The following is a 25,582-nucleotide window of genomic DNA, read 5'->3' as shown; positions in this document are numbered from 1 at the left end:
TTTATTAAAGTGACAAGCTTACTGATGGAAAATCCACTGGCACGTCAGTTGTTTTATGCAAATAATTTGAAATTGTTTTATCGCCTACCAATACAATGGTATCTACCAAATTTTCTTTAGTCCAACCAGCATTAAAAAAGCGTTCTACAACCGCAGCATCCGCACCGCCTCTATTCTCTGTAATATTTTTAGATAGTTCAGCTAGGGCATTAAGCTTAGTGTCAAATGATGCTTTCCCTGCGCGTAATTCTAAAATTTGACTATCTGTAAAACCATTCATTTTACCTATGGCTGTATGCGCAGCCAAACAATAAGAACATTCATTAACTTGACTTACCGCAAGGTTTACAACTTCTTTCTCCTTTGCTTTTAATGATGTTTTTGCACTACTTAAGGCTAGATAATTTTGTAAAGCATTTTCGCTATAAGCATAGGTGGCATACAAATTTGGCACAAAGCCAACACCTTTTTTTAAGGTGTCAAATAATACCTGATTAGCACTTGATACTTCGTCTCTTGTTGGAACTTTAAATGTGTTCATATTTTGCTATTTTTTAAATTAAATTGATATAAATGGTTTCTCTGCATCACAATAAAAATCATGATGGTATTTTTCTGAACAATGCGTTTGAGGTATACTGTTAAGCGCTAAACTTTGCTTTGGAGCGCTTCTGAAGATTTCAATTAAATTGAAAATAGATTTCGTTTTTGTTTTCATCTTTTTTACTGTTTTACAATTACAGTACAAAGATGCGGAGAGAAAGAAGGTTTCTGTTAGTACTTATTTCCCAACAAATTGTATAAATTTCCTTTAACTTAATACAGACATACTTTCGCGATACACGGTAGGCGTTACACCAGTCATTTTCTTAAAAAAACTACTGAAATGGGCAGAATCATTAAAGCCGAGTTCAAAAGCTATTTCTTGATTTTGCTTATCTGTAAACTGCATTAGTCTTTTTGCCTCCAACACTAATCGTTCTAAAATAATTTGTTGTGGAGATTTTTGATTGTACTTAGCAAATAAATTGGATAATGTTTTAGGGCTTTTAAAAAGTAAATCTGCATAATCTGTTACTTTTCGTTTTGTTCTAAAATGTGTGTCGACCAAAACATTAAACTTTCTAATTATGTCTATTTGATCATTATCTAAACTCTTCAAGATTAATTGCTCTTTTGCCAAACGCGTACACATAATTATTAAGCGTTTTAAGAGCATTTGCAACATGTCTCCTTGAATTTTATCTGGAGTGGTAAATTCGTCTTGAAAAATTTCATAAAGCGTTTCAAATTTTTTCTCTTGAACTTCTGGAATAGTAATTATGGGTAAAGCCTGCGTGCCAAAAAATAGTATTCCATTACATGATACTTCGCTATCATGATCTGCAATACAATAAAATTCACGATTAAATAAAAAGCTAGTTAAAGGATGTTCGGTTTTTGAATATGAAACATGATGTAAATAAGTGGTGGTTATTATTTGATTTGGTAAAAGCACCAACTCTTCATTATCAATAGTAATTTGTACAGGAAAACGATTCTTATTCCATAAAAAATTTATGGTAGAATTAGTTGATCTAAACGTATTTTCATCATTCTTGATGTCATCCGACAACCCAAAAACAGACCCTAATTTTGCATCGTAAAATTCGTATTTCATAATCAATTAGTCTAAAAATAAGAATAACCTTACGGTGAAAAACCAGATAATTAGTAATTTACAATCATTTACATACAAAAATCCAAACATTACCCAAACTGCTTTTTATTTCCAAAAAACTTAACTTTCTTTACATCAAAAGTTTTCTTAAAAGAATCCTTTAAGCAAGTTAATTTATGAGAAAAATAGAATTACGAGAACATATTATAAAAATTGCATCAGACCTTTTTTACACCAATGGTTATAATGCAACAGGTATAAATGAAATAATAGCTAAAGCTGATATCGCAAAGGCAACATTATACAGTCATTTTAAATCTAAGGATGAACTGTGTATTGCTTACCTTAAAAGCATGCATACTAATTTTATGAATGGTTTAGATTCTTTTATAAAATCTAAAAATGAAGCCACGCAACAGTTGCTAGGCATTTTTGATTTTTTAAGAGAATTATATTTTAAACCTGGCTTTAATGGCTGCTGGGCGACTAAATGTATTGCAGAAATTGGCACTGCGAGCAATGTTATTAGTCAAGAAATACAAAATCAAAAATTAAATTTATTAACTTATTTAAAAAAAGTAATTGAATCTAATTTGCCCAACAATTCTAATGCAGAAACCGAAAAATTAGCAAATGCCATTTATCTGCTTTATGAAAGTGCTATTTCTGAAAGTCATTTACATAAAAATGATTGGCCCATTTATTCTGCTAAATCTATTGCGAAACAAATAATACCAATTAGCTAAAAAAATTTAAACCAAATCGAAAACATTTTTTAAATTAAAAAGCCCCAACTATAAATGAATAGTTGGGGCTTTTTAATTCTGTTATTTTCTAAAAGTTACAGCTTTCTATTTCAGATACTCTTAAGGTATTTACCATACCCTTATCTTTAATAGGCATTGCTGCAAGACTAACAAGCATGTCTCCCACTTCTAAAAATCCTTTTTCACAAGCCATTTTATTCACGTCTTCGATAGTTTCGTCTGTTGAAACAAACTTATCGTAGTAAAAAGCTTTTACTCCCCATAAAAGATTTAACTGTGTTAAAATTCTTTTATTAGAGGTGAAAACTAAAATATGAGCACTTGGTCTCCATGCAGAAATTTGAAATGCAGTATATCCACTATTGGTAAGTGTAGAAATAGCTTTTGCCTTAATATCATTAGCCATTAATGCTGCATGGTAACAAATAGATTTTGTAATAAATCTTTTAGTTCTTACATGTGGAGCCTCATGTGGTACTTTTATTAAACTAGAATTTTCAACCGTTTCTAAAATACTGGCCATTTTTTCAATTACCTGTACTGGATAATTTCCAACTGAAGTTTCACCTGAAAGCATTACCGCATCTGCACCATCCATAACAGAGTTAGCAACATCATTAACTTCTGCTCTGGTAGGTGTTAAACTTGTAATCATTGTCTCCATCATTTGAGTTGCAATAATTACTGGTATTCTTGCCTTTTTAGCTCTTAACACTAGTTGCTTTTGAATTAAAGGCACTTCTTGAGCAGGAACCTCAACACCTAAATCGCCACGTGCAACCATAAGTCCATCACAATATGCAACGATTTTATCAATGTTTTCTACAGCTTCGGGTTTTTCGATCTTAGCTATAATCGGAATTTTCTCGTCTGAATGCTCTTTAATTAAGTTTTGAAGATCTATTAAATCTTGGCTAAAACGAACAAATGATAAAGCGATCCAATCTACTTTTTGTGAAATAGCAAAAATGGCATCCTTAATATCTTTTTCAGTAAGTGCTGGTAATGAAATGTTTGTATTTGGTAGGTTAACTCCTTTTTTAGATTTTAAAGGACCTCCTTGAATTACTTTAGCTCTAACTTCATCTTTCTTATTTGTTTCAATAACTTGAAACATTAATTTTCCGTCATCTAAAAGTATTCTTTCTCCAGGATTTACATCTTGTGGAAAGGATTTATAGTTCATGTAAACACGTTCTGCAGTGCCCTCAAAAGGTTTTCCAGTAACAAAAGTTATCTCATCTCCTGGAGCAACCACAACTTCTCCCGCCATTACTCCAACTCTTAGCTTAGGTCCTTGCAAATCTCCTAAAATAGAGATGTTAGTACCTAATTCCTCGTTTAGCTCACGAATCATTTTTATTCGCTCAGCAACATCATCATAATCTGCGTGCGAAAAATTAATTCTAAAGACATCTACACCTGCTTCGATCATGTCTCTCAGCACTTCTTTCTTACTTGTAGCAGGCCCTAGTGTAGCAACAATTTTTGTCTTTTTTTTACTTGGCATTATTTAAAATATTAAATTATTTTTAGATTTTAGTGTGTCAGCATTTATAGTATACGCTGTAATTATTTTTGGTATTGCAAGTATAGATTTTAAAATAGACCCTTCTGAATCCAAATCTTCCTGTTCCAGTTTCATAAAGTAATCTACATTTTTATGTTCTGGGACCAAATATTGTTTCTTATAAGAAGGTTCATCTGAAAATAACCCTGTATTTGTATAACTTTCTTCAGAATGACTTGTATTTGCTATTAATGTCCAGTACCTATCATTAATAGTATCTTTCCACTCAAATACTGGAAGTGAAATAGTATCAGAAAATACTAAATTTTTACGCCTCCTTTTAAAATTACATTTAAGATGCTTATTAATTGTGTAGGCTAAGGTAAAATCTTCTAAAATGCAATGCAAAGCTATCAAAGCAAAAGAATCTTCGTAAAAATCCAGTGACATTTTATGCATTGCTACCATAGTCTTATAAAAAAAACCAAGTTGTAAATATATGATTTCTATACCTCTAAAACTAATAGATATTTGTTTTTTAACCACTGATAGCCAGCGAAAACGTTATAGATTTAATAATTTTAAATTAATTATTTATCCATTTTGCTTTGTAGCGCGTAGTAAGCTCTTTTAGAAGCCATTTCTTCAGCTTTCTTTTTTGAGGTAGCTCTTGCTTTTGCAACAACTTTGTTATTAATATGAAGTTTTACAGCAAAATGCTTTACAGGATCATTACCTGAATCTTCATAGATATTATAGTGAAAAGATTTTTTTTGCTTTTGACACCATTCTATTACTAAGCTTTTGTAACTGATTACTTTACCTTCTAGTTGTTCTATATCTACATACGGAGCAACTACTCTAGAATTAATAAATTTTTCGCAATATTTATAACCACGATCCAAATAAATAGCACCAACCAATGCCTCAAAAACATTGCCGTGAATATTATCGCCAAAATGAGACTTTGGGATTCTACTTTCTACAAATTGAATTAAATTTAAATCTTTACCTAGTTCGTTTAAATGTTCTCTACTTACAATTTTAGATCGCATTTTTGTTAGATAACCTTCGTCTCCTGAGGGAACCTCATTATACAAATATTTAGAGATAATAGTACCCAACATAGAATCGCCTAGAAACTCCAGACGCTCATAATTCATTGGGGCTCCTTTTTCATCTTTTACATTGGCAGATCTATGAAGAAAGGCTTTTTTATAAATAGAAAGCTTTTTTGGCTTAAAGCCAAGTATTCGAGTTATCCCTAAAAAAAAATCCCCATCCTCTTTAGAATGGGAATTAAATATATTTGAGGGAAAATTCATATTGAAAATTAATCAAGTTTTTTAAAAATAACACAAGCATTATGCCCTCCAAATCCAAAAGTATTGCTCAATGCTACTCTTACATCTCTTTTTTGAGCTTTATTTAGTGTTAAGTTTAATTTTGGATCTATATTTTCATCAACTACTTTGTGATTTATAGTTGGTGGTACAATACCATGTTCTATAGATAAAATTGCTGCTATAGCCTCTATCGCTCCTGCCGCACCTAATAAATGGCCGGTCATAGATTTTGTAGAATTTATATTGATTTTAGGTGCGTGCTCACCAAAAACTTTAGAAATTGCTTTTAACTCAGCCACATCTCCTAATGGTGTTGAAGTACCATGGGTATTAATTGCATCAACATCTTCAGGTTTTAATCCAGCATCGTTTAAACAATTTTCCATAACACGTACCACGCCAATTCCTTCAGGGTGCGGTGCTGTCATATGGTACGCATCACTAGATAAACCTCCACCTGCTACTTCAGCATAAATTTTAGCCCCTCTTGCTTTTGCATGTTCGTATTCTTCTAAGATTAAAGCTCCTGCTCCTTCTCCTAAAACAAATCCATCTCTTGTAGCATCAAAAGGTCTTGATGCAGTTTCCATTTCATCGTTTCTAGTAGATAAGGCATGCATAGCGCCAAATCCACCCATACCAGCAATGGTTACAGCAGCTTCACTACCCCCAGTTACAATAACATCACAATGACCCAATCGTATGGTGTTTAAAGCATCGATTATAGCATTTGCTGAAGATGCACATGCAGAAACCGTGGTATAATTTGGCCCCATAAAACCATGTTTTATAGAAATATTACCTGGTGCTATATCTGCAATCATTTTAGGAATAAAGAAGGGATTAAATCTTGGAGTACCATCACCTTCAGCAAAATTTAATACTTCATTTTGAAAAGTTTCTAAGCCTCCAATACCAGCTCCCCATATTACACCTACTCTGAATTTATCAACGGTATCAAAATCAATACCACTATCCTTGATAGCTTCATCCGAAGAAACGAGTGCATATTGTGCAAATCGATCTAATTTTCTAGCCTCTTTTCGATCAAAAAAATCTTCAGCATTGAAGTTTTTAAGTTCGCAAGCAAATTTAGTTTTGAATTTTTCACTATCATAATAGGTAATAGGAGCGGATCCACTCTTACCGTTTACTAATCCGTCCCAATATTCTTCAATAGTATTACCTATTGGGGTTAACGCCCCAATTCCTGTAACAACAACTCGCTTTAATTGCATTGAATTTATTTTATTTAAGTAATTCTACTTTTCTTAAGTAGGCTGTAAATTAAAAAAAAATATCCATGCAGAATAATTACCACATGGATATTTTATAATCTTAATCTAAGATATCATAAAATTATTTTGCTTCTTCTATATAACTTATAGCTTGACCAACAGTAGCAATGTTCTCTGCTTGATCATCTGGGATTTGGATATCGAACTCTTTTTCGAATTCCATTATTAATTCAACAGTATCTAATGAATCTGCTCCTAGGTCGTTAGTAAAGCTTGCTTCGGTAACAACTTCGTTCTCATCAACACCTAATTTATCTACGATGATAGCTTTTACTCTTGATGCAATATCTGACATAATTATTCTTGTTTTAAAAATTTAACTGATGGCAAAAATAAAAAACTTTGGATTAATAACACTATTTGTGACTAAAATGTATTGTAATTTAAGCAAATTAATTACAAGAGTGTTAATTTAGCCCAAAATATTTCTACTTTAATAACCTCAAAATACCCCATGAAACGTATTGTTCTTTTTGCTTCTGGTTCTGGATCTAATGTTGAAAACATATCACAATATTTTCAGGAAAACTCAGAGGTTACTATCGCCACTGTACTTACTAACAAAAGCGATGCCAAAGTTTTAGAAAGATGTAATAGATTGAAAATAAGTGCTTTATATTTTAATAGAACTGCCTTTTACGATTCCGATTGCGTTTTAGACTTATTAAAAAGTTGTAATCCCGACTTAATTGTGCTTGCTGGATTTCTTTGGAAAATACCAGAAAATTTGATTAAAAACTTTCCAAATAAAATAGTAAATATTCATCCAGCGCTCTTGCCAAAGTATGGCGGTAAAGGAATGTATGGCATACATGTACATAATGCTGTTAAAGCCAATAATGAGACAGAAACAGGTATAACAATTCATTTTGTGAATGAAAATTATGACGAAGGAGCCATAATTAAGCAAGTAAAAGTGCAAATTATACCCGAAGATTCTCCAGAAGACATTGCAAATAAAATTCACGCATTAGAATATGAATATTTTCCTAAAGTAATTGAAGCGTTATTAAATGGATAAATCAGAAGTTCATATTTATACTGATGGTGCTGCAAGAGGCAATCCTGGTCCTGGTGGATATGGAATAGTAATGGAATGGGTTGGTAAACCTTATAAAAAGGAATTCGCCGAAGGCTTTAAACATACTACGAACAATAGAATGGAACTCCTTGCTGTGATTGAAGCTTTAAAAAAGCTCAAAAAAGAAGGTGTTAGTGTTACTGTATTTACAGATTCTAAATATGTTGTTGATACGGTTGAGAAAAAATGGTATGTTAAATGGGAGAAAACCAACTTTAAGGGTAAGAAAAATCCAGATTTGTGGAAACTATTTTTAATTGAGTATAGAAAACATAAGGTATCGTTTAAATGGATAAAAGGGCATAACAATCATCCTCAAAACGAGCGATGCGATGAATTAGCAGTGAATGCATCAAAAGAAAAAAACCTGAAAATAGATCATGGTTTTATTACGGACTAAATTACTCTTATTCTTTTTTAATTCTGGTTTAAATACCTCGAAAGTAACCCTTATATTTGCACAAAATTTATAAAACTTAATGGGTAAGTTATTAATTGTTGGAACAGTTGCTTTTGATGCAATTGAAACTCCTTTCGGAAAAACAGATAAAATTTTAGGTGGTGCTGCAACATTTATTGGTCTAGCTGCTTCACAATTTAATGTCAATTCAGCCATTATTTCTATAGTTGGTGACGATTTACCAAAAGAATATTTAAAACTACTTTCGGATAAAAATATTGACTTAACCGGATTAGAAGTTGTAAAAGGTGGGAAAACCTTTTATTGGAAAGGAAAATATCATAACGATTTAAATTCTCGTGATACATTAGTAACAGAATTAAATGTCTTAGCAGATTTTAATCCTATTGTTCCTGATAATTTTAAAGATGCTGATGTCGTAATGCTTGGAAACTTACATCCAAACATTCAAATGAGTGTAATTAATCAAATGACAGTGCGACCAAAATTAATAGTATTAGACACTATGAATTTTTGGATGGATAATAGTTTGCCTGAATTATTAGAAGTTATAAAACATATTGATGTGCTAACCATTAATGATGAAGAAGCACGCCAATTAACTGGAGAATATTCTTTAGTAAAAGCTGCTGCTAAGATTGAAACCATGGGTCCGAAATATGTCGTTATTAAAAAAGGAGAGCACGGCGCTTTATTGTTTCATAAGAGCAAAGTATTTTTTGCTCCAGCGCTACCATTAGAAGAGGTGTTTGATCCAACAGGAGCTGGAGATACATTTGCAGGCGGATTTGCAGGTTATTTAGCACAAACAGAAAACATTTCATTCAATAATTTAAAGAATGCCATAATCCAAGGATCAAATTTGGCATCATTCTGTGTAGAGAAATTTGGCACAGAAAGAATGCTAAACCTTAAGAAAGAAGAAGTAAATAAGAGATTGCTTCAATTTAGAGAATTGAGTCAGTTTGATATAGAATTACAATAATTTATTATGCCCTGAAATTCAGGGCTTTTTTAATATATCTATTTAGGAAAAATGAGTGATGCCATTAAACATGAATGTGGAATATCTTTAATTCGTCTATTAAAGCCATTAGAATATTATCAAGAAAAATATGGTACTGCTTTTTACGGCGTAAATAAAATGTACCTCATGATGGAAAAACAGCACAACCGTGGCCAAGACGGTGCTGGTTTTGCAAGTATTAAACTAGACATGGAGCCTGGTGAGCGTTATATGAGTAGAGTAAGATCTATTGCGCAACAGCCAATTCAAGATATTTTTGCGCAAATTAATGATCGAGTTAATACCGCAATAAAAGAAAACCCAGAATATGAAAATAATGTAGCGTTACAGAAAAAGCATATTCCTTATATAGGTGAAGTATTGTTAGGCCATGTACGTTACGGTACATTTGGCAAAAATAGTATAGAAAGTGTACATCCTTTTTTAAGACAAAACAATTGGATGCATCGTAACATTATTGTTGCGGGTAACTTTAACATGACCAATGTAGATGAGTTATTTAGTAACTTAGTTCAGATAGGACAGCACCCTAAAGAAATGGCAGATACCGTAACGGTGATGGAAAAAATAGGCCATTTTTTAGATGATGCCGTTGCTAAACTATACAAACAAATAAAAAAAGAAGGTTTTAATAAACAAGAAGCTTCTCCGATAATTGCAGAACGATTAAATGTTGCTAAAATATTAAGAAGGGCAGCAAAAAATTGGGACGGTGGATATGCCATGGCAGGATTGCTAGGTCATGGTGATGCTTTTGTTCTTCGTGATCCAGCAGGCATTAGACCCACATACTACTATAAAGATGATGAAGTTGTGGTAATTGCATCAGAACGCCCTGCTATACAAACCGTTTTTAATGTACAATTTGAAGATGTAAAAGAACTAGAACCCGGACATGCCATTCTCATTAAAAAAAATGGCAAAACGGCAATAAAGCAAATTCTAGAACCAACAGAACGCAAAGCATGTTCTTTTGAACGTATATACTTTTCTAGAGGTAGTGATAAAGAAATATATCAAGAGCGTAAGGAATTGGGAAGATTAATATTTCCTAAAATTCTGAAATCTATTGATGAAGATATTAAAAACACCGTTTTCTCTTATATACCAAACACCGCAGAAACCTCCTTTTTTGGAATGGTTAAAGAAGCTCAAAACTATATGAATAAGAAGAAAGAAGAGCAAATTCTTTCTATTGGATCAAATATTACGCAAGAACAACTTCATGAAATTTTAGATATAAGACCTAGAATTGAAAAGGTTGCCATTAAAGATGCCAAACTCAGAACATTTATTACCCAGGACAGTGGAAGAGACGATTTGGTAGCTCATGTGTATGATATTTCTTATGGTTCAGTAAAACCTGGAGACAATTTGGTTATTATAGACGATAGTATTGTAAGAGGCACTACCCTAAAAAAGAGTATTCTTAAAATATTAGATAGACTACACCCTAAAAAAATAGTCGTTGTTTCATCAGCACCACAAATACGTTATCCAGATTGCTATGGAATTGACATGGCTAAACTAGAAGATTTTGTAGCCTTTAGAGCTGCTTTAGAATTACATAGAGATAGAGGCACCATGAATGTAGTGGATGACATTTACAAAAAATGTTTAACACAAGTTTCCTCTATGGACAAAGACGTTATTAACTATGTTAAAGAGTTCTATGCGCCTTTTTCTGCAGATGAAATTTCTCATAAAATAGGACAATTACTTAGTCCACCTGAGATAAAGGCAGAGGTTCAAATAATTTATCAAACTATATCCAACTTGCATCAAGCATGTCCACATAATTTAGGTGATTGGTATTTTACTGGAGATTACCCAACGCCAGGAGGAAATAAAGTAGTTAATAGAGCATTTATTAATTTTTACGAGGGCAAAAACCAAAGAGCTTATTAAATTAAATATCGATGAAATGCACAAAATAGTGTATTTCATCGATGAATATTACCGATTATCGTAATTGTAGCCATTTCAGCGACGACCAACAGTAATTTTAGGCTTGCCATAGCATAAGTAGGTTAAGTTCATGGTAAGATTTGGGGAAAAAGGCGGAGTCTAACTTCGCCTTTTTTATTTGCCATATCTACAGAAATAATCAAATACGACCGTTTGCCTTTTATTCTTGATATTGAACTAATAAATTGTACTACTGCATATACACCCACTATATTTGAAGAACCATAGCATAAGTAGGTTAAGTTCATGGTAAGATTTGGGGAAAAAGGTGGAGCAATGCTCTACCTTTTTATTTTTACTATTTCCCCTATATCAAACTTCAACTTTTTTATCAAAACTACCCTAAAATGGTATTTCAACTTGTTAACAAGACTTTCATCTAAAACATTCTCAAGAATCTAAATCATCTACTACTTTTGGAGGACCATAGCATAAGTAGGTTAAGTTCATGGTAAGATTTGGGGGAAAAAGGCAGAGATACACTCTGCCTTTTTCATTTCTGATAATCAGCACATTATCGTAGTTATTGCATTTTTTACATTTAATAATGTTAAAAAAAATCGCAATTACGTTATAAAAAGTTCACTATTCTTTTGATATTTCTCACAATACCAGTAACTTAGCAATGCCATAGCATAAGTAGGTTAAGTTTATGGTAAGATTTGGGATGAAAAGGGTAGAGAAATCTACCCTTTTCTATTTTCATAAAATAAAAACCCGCTAGTAAAATTACTAGCGGGTTTTTCTATATACTAAAAAAATGATTTTTCTTATTTGTTAGAAGCATATAAAGCAGAAACTTTATCCCAATTAATTACATTGAAAAAAGAAGTAATATAATCTGGTCTTCTGTTTTGATAATTTAAATAATAAGCGTGTTCCCAAACATCCAATCCTAAAATTGGGAATCCACCACAACCTATTCCTGGCATTAATGGATTATCTTGATTTGGCGTGGAACAAATTTCTAATTTTCCTCCTTTATGAACACAAAGCCATGCCCATCCAGAGCCAAATCTAGTTGCAGCAGCTTTAGAAAAAGAATCTTTAAAAGCATCGAAAGAACCAAACGCACTATCAATAGCTTTTGCTAATTCTCCTGATGGTTTATCACCACCGTTTGGCGACATAACTTCCCAAAATAAAGAATGATTATAAAATCCTCCGCCATTATTTCTAACAGCAGCATTATTCATATCTAATTTAGTTAAGATCTCTTCAATAGAACTACGTTCTAAATCGGTGCCAGCAATAGCATTATTCAAATTAGTAGTATACCCATTATGATGTTTTGTATGGTGAATTTCCATAGTTCTAGCATCTATATTTGGTTCCAGTGCATCATATGCATATGGTAATTTTGGTAATTCAAAGGCCATAATTTTTTTGTTTTAATTAATAAATTGTTGTTTAACAAAGTTAATGTTTTAAGAAACTAATTCCACTAATAATTTGTTAAGAACTCTATAAGATTGCGTAATTTGCAAGGAAAAAGCACATGCAAAACTCTTTGTATAAAATTTATAATGCTTCAGCAGGGTCTGGAAAGACCTACACTCTTGCTAAATCATATTTAAAAATTATACTAGCAAAAGAGAACGCCGCTAATTACCGAGAAATTTTAGCCATTACATTTACAAATAAGGCTGTAAATGAAATGAAAGAACGAATTATCAATAGCCTACTTCAATTTGGAAATGTAACTGATGCAGCTAGTGCACCCCCAATGTTTTTAAATATTGCTGAGGAATTGAACCTTGATACTGCTACATTACAAAAAAGAGCTAAAAAGGTATTAAAAGAAATTTTACATAATTATGCCTTTTTTGATGTTTCTACGATTGATAAATTTACACATAGACTTATACGAACTTTTGCTAAGGATTTAAAACTACCTCAAAATTTTGAAGTTGTTTTAGATACCAATTTATTACTAAGTGAAGCGGTAGATCGTTTGGTAAGCAAAGCAGGCATTGATCCGACTTTAACCCAAGTATTAATTGCTTTTGCCATCGAAAAGGCTAATGAAGATAAAAGTTGGGATGTTTCTAAGGATATATTTGACATGGGCAGAGAGTTGCTTTTTAAAGAAAAGTATCAATATGCATTAGAAGAACTTTCTACAAAAAATATAGCAGATTTTGGCCAATTAAAAAAACTACTTAAGGCTAAAATTAAAGCCCTAGAAACTAAAATAACACAGGCAGCACAAACCAATCTTGATTTAATGGAGGAAAATGGATTGGAAATAACAGATTTTTATCGCAATTGGTTTTCAAAGTTTATGGTTGATGTAGTTGAATTAAACTCCAACATTAATTTTACAGCTGCCTGGAAACAAGATTTTGAAAATACAACCCTCTATACCAAAACATTATCCGAAGATAAAAAAGCAACGATTGATAATCTACATGCTGCATTCAATAGTCATTTCCAAATAATAAAGGAATCTTTTTTTGAAGTATCTTTTTTAAAAAATGCCTATAAAAACATTGTTCCGTTAACAGTACTTAATGCATTGCAACAGGAAATTAAAAATTTAGAATTGGAGCGCGATGAAATTCCTTTAGCAACTTTTAATGCAATTATATCAAAAGAAATAAAAAACCAGCCAGTACCTTTTATATACGAGCGATTAGGAGAAAAATATCGCCATTATTTTATTGACGAATTCCAAGATACTTCCGAACTGCAATGGGAAAATTTAATTCCATTAATTGGTAATGCCCTGGAGGGTATAGATGAAAAAGGAAATAAAGGTTCCTTATTGTTAGTAGGCGATGCTAAACAAGCCATTTATAGATGGAGAGGTGGAAAAGCTGAGCAATTTCTTAATCTTATTAATAAAACTAAAGATCCTTTTGTTGTTTCTCCTGAAGTTGAAAACCTACCCGCTAATTATCGCAGCTATGATGAAGTAATAAAATTTAATAATAATTTTTTTACGGCGATTAGTCCTAATATAAATAATACCATTTATAAAACACTTTTTGAAAATGGTAATAATCAAAAAACAAACAGCCTAAAAGGAGGGTACGTACAACTCTCTTTTATTGATGAAGAGGATAAAAACGAAATCGAGTTGTATTGTAACGAAGTTCTAAAAACAATACAAAAGGTTGTAGCATTACATCATCCATTAAAGGATATATGCATTCTTGTACGCGATAAAAAAAACGGTGTGCTACTTGCTGAATTTTTGAGTGAAAATAAAATTCCTATCATTTCTTCAGAAACTTTATTACTTAAAAGCAATCCCCGTGTAAATTTCTTAATCAATTTACTTAAATATAGTGTAGACACAGATGATTTAGAGGCTGCCTATGCTATTTTATTGTTTTTAAGTACGGCATCAGAAAACATACATCAATACATTAATAATAATCTAAAAAACTTAGAGGAACACCTAGCTAAACAGTATGGTTTTAATTTTAATACGCTAAGGCAATCCTCAGTATATGACGGGTTTGAACTAGCAATAAAAGTTTTTAATTTAGTCGCAGATTCCGATGCCTATGTAACCTATTTACTCGATGAGGTGATTGATGTTGAATATAAACAAGGTGCAAGTGCGACATTATTCTTAAGCTATTGGGAAAAGAAAAAAGAAAGTTTAAGCATTAGCGCTCCAAACGCAATGAATGCTGTGCAAATAATGACAATTCATAAATCTAAGGGGCTAGAATTCCCTGTGGTTATTTTTCCATTTGCCAACAGTCATATATATAAGGAAATAAAACCAAAAATGTGGGTTCCTATAAATTCGGATGAATTTAATGGATTTAATCAGCTCCTTATCAATAAGAATAAAGAAGTGGTAAATTATAATGACGCTGCAGAAGCAAAATATAATGATGAAAACGAGAAACTAGAACTAGATGCCTTTAACGTATTATACGTTGCATTAACAAGAGCGGTAAAAAACCTATTCATTATAAGTAAAAAAGAATATTCTGGCAAAAACTCAGAACCTAAATTAGATTACTATTCAGGTCTTTTTATAAAATACTTAATGCAAATGGGTATGTGGGATGATGCCAAGTTGGAATATGCTTTTGGCACATTAAATTTAAATACAGCTAATGCATCAACTCATACTGAAGAGCAAACCATAAAATTTCAATACTCTTATAAAGAAAGATCAAGTTTTAAAATAGTAACCAAGTCTGGCATGCTTTGGGACACCACAGTAGAAGCAGCACTATCCAAAGGTAACACTATCCATTACTTATTAAGTTTAATTGAAACCGAAAACGACATTGCATCAAGTTTTGAACAATTAGTTCAAAAAGGTTCAATAAATGAAAAAGATGTGTCCTCTTTAAAAAGTAAGGTATTAGCGATTATTCAACATCCTGTACTAAACGAATATTATACCCAAAATATAACTGTTAAAAATGAAGCAGAAATTATCACTAAAAATGGTATAATTTTGCGCCCAGACAGAATTGTATTTGATACTAATAATAACTCAGCTACAATAATAGATTATAAAACCGGTAGCAGAAATATTACGTATCAAGATCAGATAAATGCATATGCACAGGCATTAGAAGAAATGAATTATAGCATAAATAAAAAGATCATTGTATATATTAACGATGATATAACTCCAGAATTTATATAAACATGTACGGTAAAATAAAAGAGTATTTAACAGAAGAGCTAGAAACTATAAAAGAATCTGGTTTATTTAAAAAAGAAAGAATCATTACTTCACCGCAAGATGCTGTGATTACGATAAGCACAGGCGAGCAAGTAATTAATTTTTGTGCAAACAACTATTTAGGTCTGTCTTCACATCCTGAAGTAGTACAAGCTGCAAAAGATGCATTAGACAGTCATGGTTTTGGAATGTCGTCTGTACGTTTCATTTGTGGAACCCAAGACATACATAAAACCTTAGAAAAAACAATTGCCGATTTTTATCAAACTGAAGACACTATATTGTATGCAGCCGCTTTTGACGCTAATGGTGGGGTTTTTGAACCACTTTTGTCTGCTGAAGATGCCATTATATCCGATTCTTTAAACCATGCATCAATCATAGATGGTGTTCGCTTATGCAAAGCTATGCGCTATAGATATGCCAATAATGATATGGCAGATTTAGAAGAACAGTTAAAACAAGCAAACAAGGATGGCGCTAGGTTTAAAATTATTGTTACCGATGGAGTATTTTCAATGGATGGCGTTTTAGCGCCATTAGACAAAATTTGTGATCTAGCTGATAAATACGATGCTTTAGTAATGATTGATGAATGTCATTCTGCTGGTTTTATTGGAGAAACAGGAAGAGGAACCTTAGAAGAAAAAGGTGTAATGGGCCGAATAGATATAATAACAGGAACTCTTGGGAAGGCCCTTGGTGGTGCTATGGGTGGTTATACTACTGGTAAAAAAGAGATCATAGAAATGCTCCGCCAACGATCAAGACCTTATTTATTTTCTAATTCCCTTGCACCAGCCATTGTAGGAGCCTCTATTAAGGTATTTGAGATGCTAAAATCTGACACTTCGTTAAGAGATCAGCTTGAAAAAAACACAAAATACTTCAAAAAAGGGATGAAAGAAGCTGGTTTTGACATTGTTGAAGGAGATTCTGCTATAGTTCCTGTTATGCTTTATGACGCTAAACTTTCGCAACAAATGGCCGATATGCTTTTAGAAAAAGGAATTTATGTCATTGGGTTCTTTTATCCTGTTGTGCCGAAAAATAAGGCTAGAATTAGAGTTCAGCTTTCTGCAGCCCACAAAAAAGAGCATTTAGACAAGGCTATTTCGGCCTTTATCGAGGTTGGAAAAAAACTTCAAATTGTCTAATTGTATTATTTTTCTTATTTATTGTGTTAAAAAAAATAGGTAATTGATTTTGTTAATAATTCTTAACAACTTACATTTGCAGCTAATAAACCCTTAAACTTAAATATTAAAAAATGAAACATCTTAGCAAATTATTGGTTGTTGCCCTACTTTTTGTAGGATTTAACAGCATTCAAGCGCAAGACGAGAATAATCCATGGCAAGTAGGTTTTGGTATTAATGCCGTTGACGTTTATCCAACCGGTGACGTAAGTTCTTTTGGAAATGAATTCTTCAATGCTACTGATCACTGGAACATTCTTCCATCTATCTCTTACGTATCTGTTTCTAGATTTGTTGGTGGTGGTTTTTCTGTTGGAGCAAGAGGTTCTTTAAACAGAATTAGTAAATTAGGTGATACATCTGTAGATGACCTTTCTTACTATGGTGTTGATGGAACAATTAAATATAACTTTTTAAAGAATACTGTTATCGATCCTTTCGTAGAAATCGGTGGTGGTTATACTTGGGTAGACGAAATTGGTGCTGGTACTGCAAATGGTGGTCTTGGTCTTAATATTTGGTTTACTGAAAACATTGGATTGACTTTACAATCTACTTACAAGCATGCTTTCGAAGATTACTTACCTAAGCATTTTCAGCACTTAGCTGGTATCAACATCAAATTTGGTGGTACTGATACTGATGGTGATGGTATTTATGACAAAGATGATGCTTGTCCAGAAGTTGCTGGTTTAGAAGCATTCAACGGATGTCCAGATGCTGATGGTGATGGTATCGAAGATAGCAAAGATGCTTGTCCAAACGAAGCTGGTTCTAAAGAAATGAACGGTTGTCCAGATGCTGATGGTGATGGTGTTGCTGATAAAGATGACGCTTGTCCTTCTGAAGCTGGTTCTGCTGCTTTAAATGGTTGTCCAGATGCTGATGGCGATGGTGTTGCTGATAAAGATGACGCTTGTCCTTCTGAAGCTGGTCCTGCTGCTAACAAAGGTTGTCCTTACTTAGATAAAGACGGTGACGGTGTTTTAGATAAAGATGATATGTGTCCAGATGTTGCTGGTACTGCTGCTAACAAAGGTTGTCCTGAAGTAACTGAAGAAGTTCAGAAAAAATTAAATGATTATGCTAGAACTATCTTATTTGATACTGGTAAATCTTCAATTAAAGCTGAGTCTACTTCTGTAATGGTTGACATTATCACAATCTTAAAAGAGTATCCTAATGCTAAATTTACTGTAGAAGGTCATACTGATAGCGTTGGTTCTGCTAAATTGAACCAAAGTTTATCTGAGTCTCGTGCTCTTTCAGTAAAAGAATTCCTAGTAGATAAAGGAATCGAAGAATTTAGATTATCTGCTATCGGTTACGGTGAAGAGAAGCCTATCGCTTCTAACGCTACAAGATCTGGTAGAACTCAAAACAGAAGAGTTGAGATTAACTTAGTTAAGTAATATAACTAAAAGTTAAATTCAAAATCATAAATAAAAGCTCCGCAATTGCGGAGCTTTTTCTATTTTTATATAATGCAAAGTTTCATTGAAGAAGTAGTTTTTGAATTAATACAAGGTGGTACTAATTTTACCCAAACCGTATTTGTTTTACCTAGTAAAAGAGCGGGTACTTTTTTAAAAAATAGTATTTCCAGAACGTTGCAGAAGACAATTTTCGGACCAGAAATCTATAGCATAGAAACCTTTGTTGAAAAAATATCTGGTCTCAACTACGCTACAAATACCGAACAGCTCTTTGCTTTATACAATTCATACTGTGCCACTTCTACAGAGAAAAACAAAGATAACTTTCTACTCTTTTCTAAATGGGGGCAGACGATACTACAAGATTTTAATGAAATAGATCGATACCTTGTAAAAACCGAAGAAATTTTTTCACATTTATCTGCAATACAAGAACTGAACTCCTATTTAAAGGAAGACAACACCCCGTTAATAGAAAATTATATTAAATTTTGGAATTCCCTAGAATCGTTATATAATCATTTCAACACTTCTTTGCTAAACAAAGGTCTTGCTACACAAGGTTTTGCTTATAGAACGGCCAATGAAAACATTGCGCAATTTGCCCAAGGTTTAAGTGATAAAAAATTTGTTTTTATAGGCTTTAATGCGCTGAACAAAGCCGAAGAGAATATCATACAGAAATTACTTGAAATACCTTCCACTGAAATATTTTGGGATATTGATAGCCACTTTATCAACGATCCTATACATGACGCTAGCTATTTTATTCGGCAACATCAAAAAAATTGGGACTATCTTAAAAAGACTAGTCTAAAAGGTATTAGTTCTAATTATTTAACGCCTAAACAAATTAATATCATTGGAGTGCCAAAAAATATTTCACAGGCAAAATATATTGGAAATCTACTAGAAGACCTTCAAGACAAGAATGCCAAAAACTTAGAAAATACTGCTATTGTTTTAGGAGATGAAAACCTCCTAAATCCAATAATGAACGCTATTCATGAAAAAATAGCACGAGTGAATATTACTATGGGCTATCCCATCAATAAAACTCCTATAGCGGTACTTTTTAATTTGTATTTTGATTTATATACATCGAAGCAAGAAAATGGCTGGTTTTACCAACAAGTTCTTGATATACTTTCACATCCTTATATTCAACTTTATCTTGAAAATGAAGGAATTAATAATGCTCATAAATTGGCAGATAAAATAAAAACCAGAAATTGGATTTACGTTAAGACGCAACAATTATATGGGCTAAATCCACATCAAGAAAAATTATTGGAAGTCTTATTTTCAGAACAAAGCTTTTCTCCAGTCGCATTTTTGAAAAATTGTTTGTCCATCATTGAAACACTAAAACAAAATTTTCAAAAGTTAGAGCGTAATTTAGAATTAGAGTATCTATATAGATTACATACTATTTTTAATCAAATAGCCTTATTAGTTGAGCAACATGATTTTATTACTGATGTTAAATCGCTACAATCGCTCTATAAAGAGTTAATAGCTTCTGAAACCTTAGATTTTCAAGGAGAACCATTACAAGGTACTCAAATAATGGGAATGTTAGAAAGTAGAAATCTTGATTTTGAAACGGTAATTATAACCTCTGTTAATGAAGGAATACTCCCTTCTGGTAAATCTAATAATTCTTTTATCCCCTTTGATATTAAAAAAATATACGGTCTACCAACGTACAAAGAAAAAGATGCCGTATATACTTATCATTTCTACAGATTATTACAAAGGGCTAAAAACATATATATCCTTTACAATACTGAACCTAATGTTCTAGAAGGTAATGAAAAGAGCAGACTAATAACTCAACTGTTAACCGATGACCTTATTTCTAAAAATATTAACGAAATAACTGGATCCGCAGCCGTTCAGCCATCAATACACTATTTAGAAAGTATACCTAAAGATTCGCAGTTAATCCAACAAATTCATGATTTGGCTAGTAAAGGATTTTCACCTACATCATTGACCAACTATATTAGAAATCCAATAGATTTCTACAAAAGAAGCATTCTAAAAATAAACGATTTGAATGAGGTTGAAGAAAGTTTAGCTGCTAACACTTTTGGTACCATTGTTCACGATTCTCTTGAAGATTTATACAAACCTTTTGTTGGTGAATTTTTAGATAAAACAAAGCTTGAAAATTGTTTGCCCAATATTGAACAAACAGTACAAAACAATTTTACTAAAACCTATGCAGATGGCGATATTACTAGAGGCAAAAATATTATAGCTTATAATGTAATCTTAAAGTATATTGAAAATTTTATTCGACTAGAAATAACTGAAATAGCCAATCATAAAATCAAAATTCTTGCCCTAGAACAGGCTTTGGAACTGACTTTGAATGTTCCAAACATAGCAATTCCCATAAAAATCAAGGGTAAATTGGATAGAATTGATGAAGTAGATGGCATTCAAAGAATAGTGGATTATAAAACGGGCAAAGTAGAATCGAGAAACGTTAAAATTACAGATTGGGAAGATTTGATATTGAATTATGATAAAAGTAAAGCTTTTCAATTACTGTGCTATGCGCTATTATATGATGCCCAAACGCCTATACACACTTTAAAAGCTGGAATTTTGTCTTTTAAAAATTTAAATAGTGGCATGTTGCTTTTTAGTGCGTCGAATTCAGAAATTATTGATATAAGCACGCTTTTAGAATATAAAAACGTGCTTATTAAATTAATCCAAGAAATCTTTAATCCTGAAATACCCTTCACTGAAAAGGAAGTATAATTTTATTTTAAATCTGGCCGCGTTGGGCGTACTTCTATTTTACTTGGTAAGGTTCTTGGATTCATTTTTAATAAATCTAATACTAATTCTCCAATATCTTCTGGCTGTATTTTCCAAGCATCTTTTTCTGATGGTGTATGATCATTAAAATGTGTTGCCACAGAGCCAGGCATAATGGTTGACACTTTAATCCCATATTTTCTTAAATCTAGCATAGCGGCTTGTGTAAAACCAACAACTCCAAATTTTGTAGCATTGTATCCTGCCCCATTCTCAAAAAAGTTTGTGCCAGCTAAACTTGCAAGAGTTATGTAATACCCCTCAGATTTCTTTAAAGCTTCTACAGAGGCTTTTAACGTATGAAAAACGCCATTTAAATTGGTGTTTATCATATCATGCCATTCTTTTTCAGTCATTTGATCTATTGGAGCAAAATTACCTACACCTGCATTTGCTAAAACAACATCTAATTGTCCCCATTTATTAATAATTTCAGCAACAGCTTTATTTTCATCTTCATGCTTCGTAACATCAGATTCCAGCGCTAAAACATTGGATTCATTACCAAGACTTTTTGCTGCTTCTTGTACTGACTTTAAGGTTCTACCACTTATGGCAACTTTCATACCTGCTGCCAATAGTATTTTTGCGGTCCCATAGCCAATGCCTTTTGAACCTCCAGTTATATATGCTACTTTACCATTTAAATTCATCTTAACTTCCATTTTTATGTGAAGTTAAAATTCTATAATTAGGCACTCAAATATTACCCGTTATAGTTTTCTTAAAAGTTATAAATCATAGAAAATTGAGAGATGAAATATTTATATGTCCTTACAATGAATGGAAATTTTCAATATTATTATTCACATGTGAAATAATAAATAATAAGATCTAACATTGCAGAGGTTCCGTTAGGATTACTTTAAGATTACACAAGTGCATAATTAAAATCTAAAAAAGTCATCAAATAATTTATTGATGACATTTTACTTTTTTCTAGATGTATATATAAATCATGGAGGAATTAAATTAACGATTATTAGAAGAATCCTGTTATTCTAATTATAGCGCTTTATGAATTTAGTTTTATTGAGTTAGTTAGGGTGTCGTTGTCTCGGGGGAATCAACTGCACTAATTAAAAGGCTGGTTTTACTAGCCTTTTTTCAATTAATTTATGCCTTGGAAGAGGAATTTAAGTACTACGAATTCGATTTTTGAAAAAAAGCCCTAAAATAATTAATAAGACAACCCCAATGATCCAATAAATCCAATTAGTATTGTTGGCTATTATAATAGGAGAAGTATCACCCATAAGCACCAATCCTGCCCAAAATTGAGGTGCAAGAGTACGCCCATCTATAGTATTAATATAATCAAGTTTAGCCAGACGTAACGCTTCATCCTTTGGTTTGCCCTTATTGATATATTTATAAAACAATTCTACAATTTCTGAGGTTGAACGCTCGTCTACTTTCCATAAACTAGTAAGAATACTTTCGCTTCCTGCATAATTGAAAGCATGTGCTAAAGATATCATGCCTTCTCCTGCTTGATAGGTAGGTTTACCCGTTTCACAAGCAGTTAGAATAGCTAAATTAGAGTTTAGACTGGTATCATAAATTTCATAAGTATACAAAGACCCATCTTCATTGGCATCTGAAACATTTTTCGCAAAAATTAGTCGCGATAACTCTGGACTAATATTATTAGATTCTGCGTGAGTGCCAATATGGATAATTTTATGTTCGCTAGCGTTTTGTTTAAAAATATTTTCAGTTGAGTTTTCATTTAAAAAATAATCTCCGTCAAAAAGTTTAGCATTCACTTTAGCTAAATTTACATTAAAAGGTTGCTGGAGTAAGGTGAGATAGGTTTTATCTAAATTTAAAGAATCAGTAATAGCCAATTTGTAACTTTCTTTCATTCTGTCATTAAACTCTGGGGCAAAGGCTATAAAACTATTTTTATATTTTATTGAGTTTTTATTCTGTTCTAATAAATACAAACTATAATTGTATGATATATTGTATTTAGCCAATAGGCTATTAGTTGCAAGTTCTTTAAATGACTTTATTTTATTAGGTGTTAGGGTTTCAAAACTTAAATTATATAAATCACCATCAGGTATTATTACAATGTTTTTGGTTGTTATTTCGGCCGCAAAAGGTTTCCACAAAGCTTGGTATAATTCAAATAATAAATCGTTCGTTTTTCCTAATTGGTATTGATTTTTGTGTAATTGCTCTATATGATTTTTAACTGACCCATAGTCTAGTTTAATCAATTTTTGACTTTCCTTTTTAAGGACGAAGGCATATAGTTCTTCATCTATAAAAAGGTACCTAATTACAGAAGTATTTAAAGTGATTTTATCCTGTAAATACTCTAAAGATTCACCAATAGTGCCGTAGCGCATTTTGTAATATTTAGGATACTCTTTTTTAATGGTTTCTAGAAATTGAGCCCATTCTATATTACTATTTAGTACAGTTTCAATAGCTGCTTCTTGATCTTCTTCTTCTTCAATTTTGATATTTAATTTACTCCGAATTGCGTTTTCTTTAGCAATAACCTCTTTAGGCACATCGGCAAAAGTCATTCCATTATTAATGTTTAGACGAGTTCTAATTCTATTGTATAAAGCAGATTCATGAAGACTAACTAACTTGTTTAAATACTTCGTGTTTTTAGTTAATTCATAAAGTTTTAAATTTAATGTCTTCGCAAAATCAAAAATATCTTTATTATTTTCAATCAAAGTGTTTACACTCTCTAGAGATGAAATAACAGATTTTCGGCTTTCTATAATGGATATGGCTTCCTCAATTTCAGATAACGAATTTTCTAAAAACAAAATACTTTTATCATTATTTAGATAGTATTTAGATTTGGCATAAAGTAGAATTAATTCCGCTTTTTTTTCTTCAAAATGAAGTTTATCATAACCTTTTTTTTCAGCGTTATTGTTGTAAATACCAAAGCTTTTGTTACACCATTTTAGGGTTTGTTCATAATCTTGATTATTGAAAGTTATCGTTGCAAGTGTTAAAAGTAGGGCATTGGTTAAGTAATTATCTTCTCCATTTTCTTTCACCACATAATTATAGGCGTTTTTAACATAGTTTATGGCTTTTTCTTGTTCGCCCATTTCACCTAATAAAATACCAAGATTCATTGTTTGATATAATCGATTTGAATCATAAACTCCTGGGTAAGATTTTTCGTGAAAAAAATCGCTTTTTTCATAATATAATAACGCTTTTATTAAGTCTTTTTGCTTATAGTATGTTGCGCCATAATCGTTGTATAAATAAGCTCTTAATCGAAAATTGTCTCCTTCCATATTCTCTATACAAAGCTCTGCTTCACGTAAATATTTTAAAGCATTTTCAAATTCTAATTTAGCACTTTGCACTTCGGCTACCGCTAGAGTAGTTGTGACATATTCTTCAGTTTTTGGTGGAAAATTTTGCTTAACAAAACCATAGGAAAGCTCTGTTATATAGTCTGATCGATCATAGTCTCCTAAATCGTAAAATAAGCTTGAAAGGTTTGTGTAGCCTAATGCAATGTTTCTTTTTACTCTTGGTAAAAGTGGATGGTTTTTGGTTTGACTTAAGAATTTTTGATTTAAAATAAGTGAGTTTTCAACAAGTTTTCTAGCCTCGGAATGTTTCCCTTGATTCAATTTAATTAAGAATAAATTTCCATTAATTGCCGCTGGTAAATAGTATTTATTTTCTAAGTTATTTGGTAAGTTTTCAATGTTTTTTAAAGCATGCTCAAAATAATAAACCGAACTGTCCTGTTTTGATGAAAAAAACATAACTGCCCCCATTAAATTCAGAACACGTGCCGTTATATTATAGGGTTTGCCTTTGTTTTGGTTTATTATCGCGTTTGCATTACGCATATGCTTTTCTAAATTAGGTATATCACCCATTTTCATGGAATAATCTCCCAAATAGTATTCTGTTTCTACAAGTGCGTTTTTATTTGAAAGTTGTTGCGCGTAGATTTTTGATTTTTGCCCAAATTCATAGGCTTTTGAAATATTATTTTGTTCAAAATATAACTTCGCTAATTCTAAATTTAATGTACTTAAGGATTGCTTGTTTTTTGTTGCATTAGTAATGTCTTCTGAAAGCTGAATTGCATTATCAAAGGCCATGTTTTTTAGAATGGATAATTTCCCCAAATCATAAATATAATGAACTAAAGTATCGTAATTTTTTTGAGATTTGAATCGGTTAATTTGAAGGTCTAACTCAGTTTCTGCTTTTAAAATACTGTCCTGTTCTATGAGTGTTTTTATATAGTTTATATCTTTTAAATTTTTTGTTTGTGCAGAAGTTGTAGCAAAACAAACTAATCCCATAAAAAACAAAAACAAACATTTTAAATATGGTCCCATAAAAATA

At 31.9% G+C, this 25,582-nt stretch carries 20 protein-coding genes; 9 read left to right on the top strand and 11 right to left on the bottom strand.

The genetic code is table 11. From position 1 onward, the window contains the following. Window positions 1-4: 4 nt before the first annotated feature. The 3 genes from B8963_RS05005 to B8963_RS05000 form a co-directional block, all read right to left on the bottom strand. Window positions 5-541 carry a carboxymuconolactone decarboxylase family protein gene (locus B8963_RS05005; RefSeq protein ID WP_084060305.1) on the bottom strand — a complete coding sequence of 179 codons (537 nt, stop codon included), beginning with the start codon at window positions 539-541 and terminating at the stop codon, window positions 5-7. Between the two features lie 18 nt (window positions 542-559). Beyond that, complete coding sequence (locus B8963_RS15925) at window positions 560-718, bottom strand: hypothetical protein (protein WP_159447277.1); 159 nt, start codon at window positions 716-718, stop codon at window positions 560-562. Between the two features lie 93 nt (window positions 719-811). After that, window positions 812-1,660: a helix-turn-helix domain-containing protein gene (locus B8963_RS05000; RefSeq protein WP_084060304.1), complete on the bottom strand. Its 849-nt coding sequence runs from the start codon at window positions 1,658-1,660 to the stop codon at window positions 812-814. A 176-nt stretch (window positions 1,661-1,836) separates the two neighbouring features. Between B8963_RS05000 and B8963_RS04995 the strand changes: the two genes are divergently transcribed. Continuing rightward, window positions 1,837-2,406, top strand: coding sequence for a TetR/AcrR family transcriptional regulator (locus B8963_RS04995; RefSeq protein ID WP_084060303.1), 570 nt, complete (start codon window positions 1,837-1,839; stop codon window positions 2,404-2,406). Window positions 2,407-2,494: 88 nt separating this feature from the next. On the opposite strand, the gene pyk is transcribed toward B8963_RS04995, so the two are convergent. The 5 genes from pyk to B8963_RS04970 all read right to left on the bottom strand — a co-directional run bounded on the left by pyk (window position 2,495) and on the right by B8963_RS04970 (window position 6,876). Then, entirely contained in the window at window positions 2,495-3,937 is a 1,443-nt protein-coding gene (pyk, locus tag B8963_RS04990) for a pyruvate kinase (RefSeq protein ID WP_084060302.1), read from the bottom strand. A gap of 3 nt (window positions 3,938-3,940) precedes the next feature. Next, window positions 3,941-4,387 (bottom strand): IPExxxVDY family protein, encoded by a 447-nt coding sequence (locus tag B8963_RS04985; protein ID WP_234989609.1) that lies wholly within the window; start codon window positions 4,385-4,387, stop codon window positions 3,941-3,943. 140 nt (window positions 4,388-4,527) lie between these two features. Further along, complete coding sequence (gene rnc / locus B8963_RS04980) at window positions 4,528-5,262, bottom strand: ribonuclease III (protein ID WP_084060300.1); 735 nt, start codon at window positions 5,260-5,262, stop codon at window positions 4,528-4,530. 8 nt (window positions 5,263-5,270) lie between these two features. Beyond that, window positions 5,271-6,521, bottom strand: coding sequence for a beta-ketoacyl-ACP synthase II (gene fabF / locus B8963_RS04975; RefSeq protein WP_084060299.1), 1,251 nt, complete (start codon window positions 6,519-6,521; stop codon window positions 5,271-5,273). Window positions 6,522-6,642: 121 nt separating this feature from the next. Next, window positions 6,643-6,876, bottom strand: a complete 234-nt coding sequence (locus B8963_RS04970; protein WP_008269813.1) for an acyl carrier protein — start codon at window positions 6,874-6,876, stop codon at window positions 6,643-6,645. Window positions 6,877-7,035: 159 nt separating this feature from the next. On the opposite strand from B8963_RS04970, the gene purN reads away from it, so the two are divergent. From purN to B8963_RS04950, 4 genes are all read left to right on the top strand, one after another. After that, entirely contained in the window at window positions 7,036-7,602 is a 567-nt protein-coding gene (gene purN, locus B8963_RS04965) for a phosphoribosylglycinamide formyltransferase (protein WP_084060298.1), read from the top strand. Continuing rightward, a complete protein-coding gene (rnhA, locus tag B8963_RS04960) occupies window positions 7,595-8,062 on the top strand; it encodes a ribonuclease HI (RefSeq protein WP_084060297.1) in 468 nt (155 codons plus the stop codon). The genes purN and rnhA overlap by 8 nt, the downstream gene beginning before the upstream one ends. 79 nt (window positions 8,063-8,141) lie before the next feature. Beyond that, a complete protein-coding gene (locus B8963_RS04955; protein WP_084060296.1) occupies window positions 8,142-9,068 on the top strand; it encodes a PfkB family carbohydrate kinase in 927 nt (308 codons plus the stop codon). Window positions 9,069-9,119: 51 nt separating this feature from the next. Then, window positions 9,120-11,018, top strand: coding sequence for an amidophosphoribosyltransferase (locus tag B8963_RS04950; protein WP_084060295.1), 1,899 nt, complete (start codon window positions 9,120-9,122; stop codon window positions 11,016-11,018). 830 nt (window positions 11,019-11,848) lie between these two features. On the opposite strand, the gene B8963_RS04945 is transcribed toward B8963_RS04950, so the two are convergent. After that, window positions 11,849-12,457 carry a superoxide dismutase gene (locus B8963_RS04945; protein ID WP_084060294.1) on the bottom strand — a complete coding sequence of 203 codons (609 nt, stop codon included), beginning with the start codon at window positions 12,455-12,457 and terminating at the stop codon, window positions 11,849-11,851. Between the two features lie 119 nt (window positions 12,458-12,576). On the opposite strand from B8963_RS04945, the gene B8963_RS04940 reads away from it, so the two are divergent. From B8963_RS04940 to B8963_RS04925, 4 genes are all read left to right on the top strand, one after another. Next, on the top strand, window positions 12,577-15,705 hold the full coding sequence (locus tag B8963_RS04940) for a UvrD-helicase domain-containing protein (protein ID WP_084060293.1): 3,129 nt from the start codon (window positions 12,577-12,579) through the stop codon (window positions 15,703-15,705). A gap of 2 nt (window positions 15,706-15,707) precedes the next feature. Continuing rightward, on the top strand, window positions 15,708-16,901 hold the full coding sequence (gene kbl / locus B8963_RS04935) for a glycine C-acetyltransferase (RefSeq protein ID WP_084060292.1): 1,194 nt from the start codon (window positions 15,708-15,710) through the stop codon (window positions 16,899-16,901). A gap of 113 nt (window positions 16,902-17,014) precedes the next feature. Next, the gene (locus B8963_RS04930; protein WP_084060291.1) at window positions 17,015-18,355 is read left to right on the top strand and encodes an OmpA family protein; all 1,341 of its coding nucleotides are present in this window, start codon (window positions 17,015-17,017) and stop codon (window positions 18,353-18,355) included. Between the two features lie 72 nt (window positions 18,356-18,427). Beyond that, on the top strand, window positions 18,428-21,157 hold the full coding sequence (locus B8963_RS04925) for a PD-(D/E)XK nuclease family protein (protein ID WP_200810818.1): 2,730 nt from the start codon (window positions 18,428-18,430) through the stop codon (window positions 21,155-21,157). A 2-nt stretch (window positions 21,158-21,159) separates the two neighbouring features. On the opposite strand, the gene B8963_RS04920 is transcribed toward B8963_RS04925, so the two are convergent. Beyond that, the gene (locus tag B8963_RS04920; protein WP_084060727.1) at window positions 21,160-21,870 is read right to left on the bottom strand and encodes an SDR family oxidoreductase; all 711 of its coding nucleotides are present in this window, start codon (window positions 21,868-21,870) and stop codon (window positions 21,160-21,162) included. A gap of 483 nt (window positions 21,871-22,353) precedes the next feature. Next, on the bottom strand, window positions 22,354-25,575 hold the full coding sequence (locus tag B8963_RS04915; protein ID WP_084060289.1) for a CHAT domain-containing protein: 3,222 nt from the start codon (window positions 25,573-25,575) through the stop codon (window positions 22,354-22,356). Between the last annotated feature and the right edge of the window lie 7 nt (window positions 25,576-25,582).

This window comes from Cellulophaga tyrosinoxydans, from assembly GCF_900176415.1.
In the GTDB taxonomy this organism is placed as follows: Bacteria; Bacteroidota; Bacteroidia; order Flavobacteriales; family Flavobacteriaceae; genus Cellulophaga; species Cellulophaga tyrosinoxydans.
This window is presented reverse-complemented; position numbering and strand designations above follow the sequence as displayed.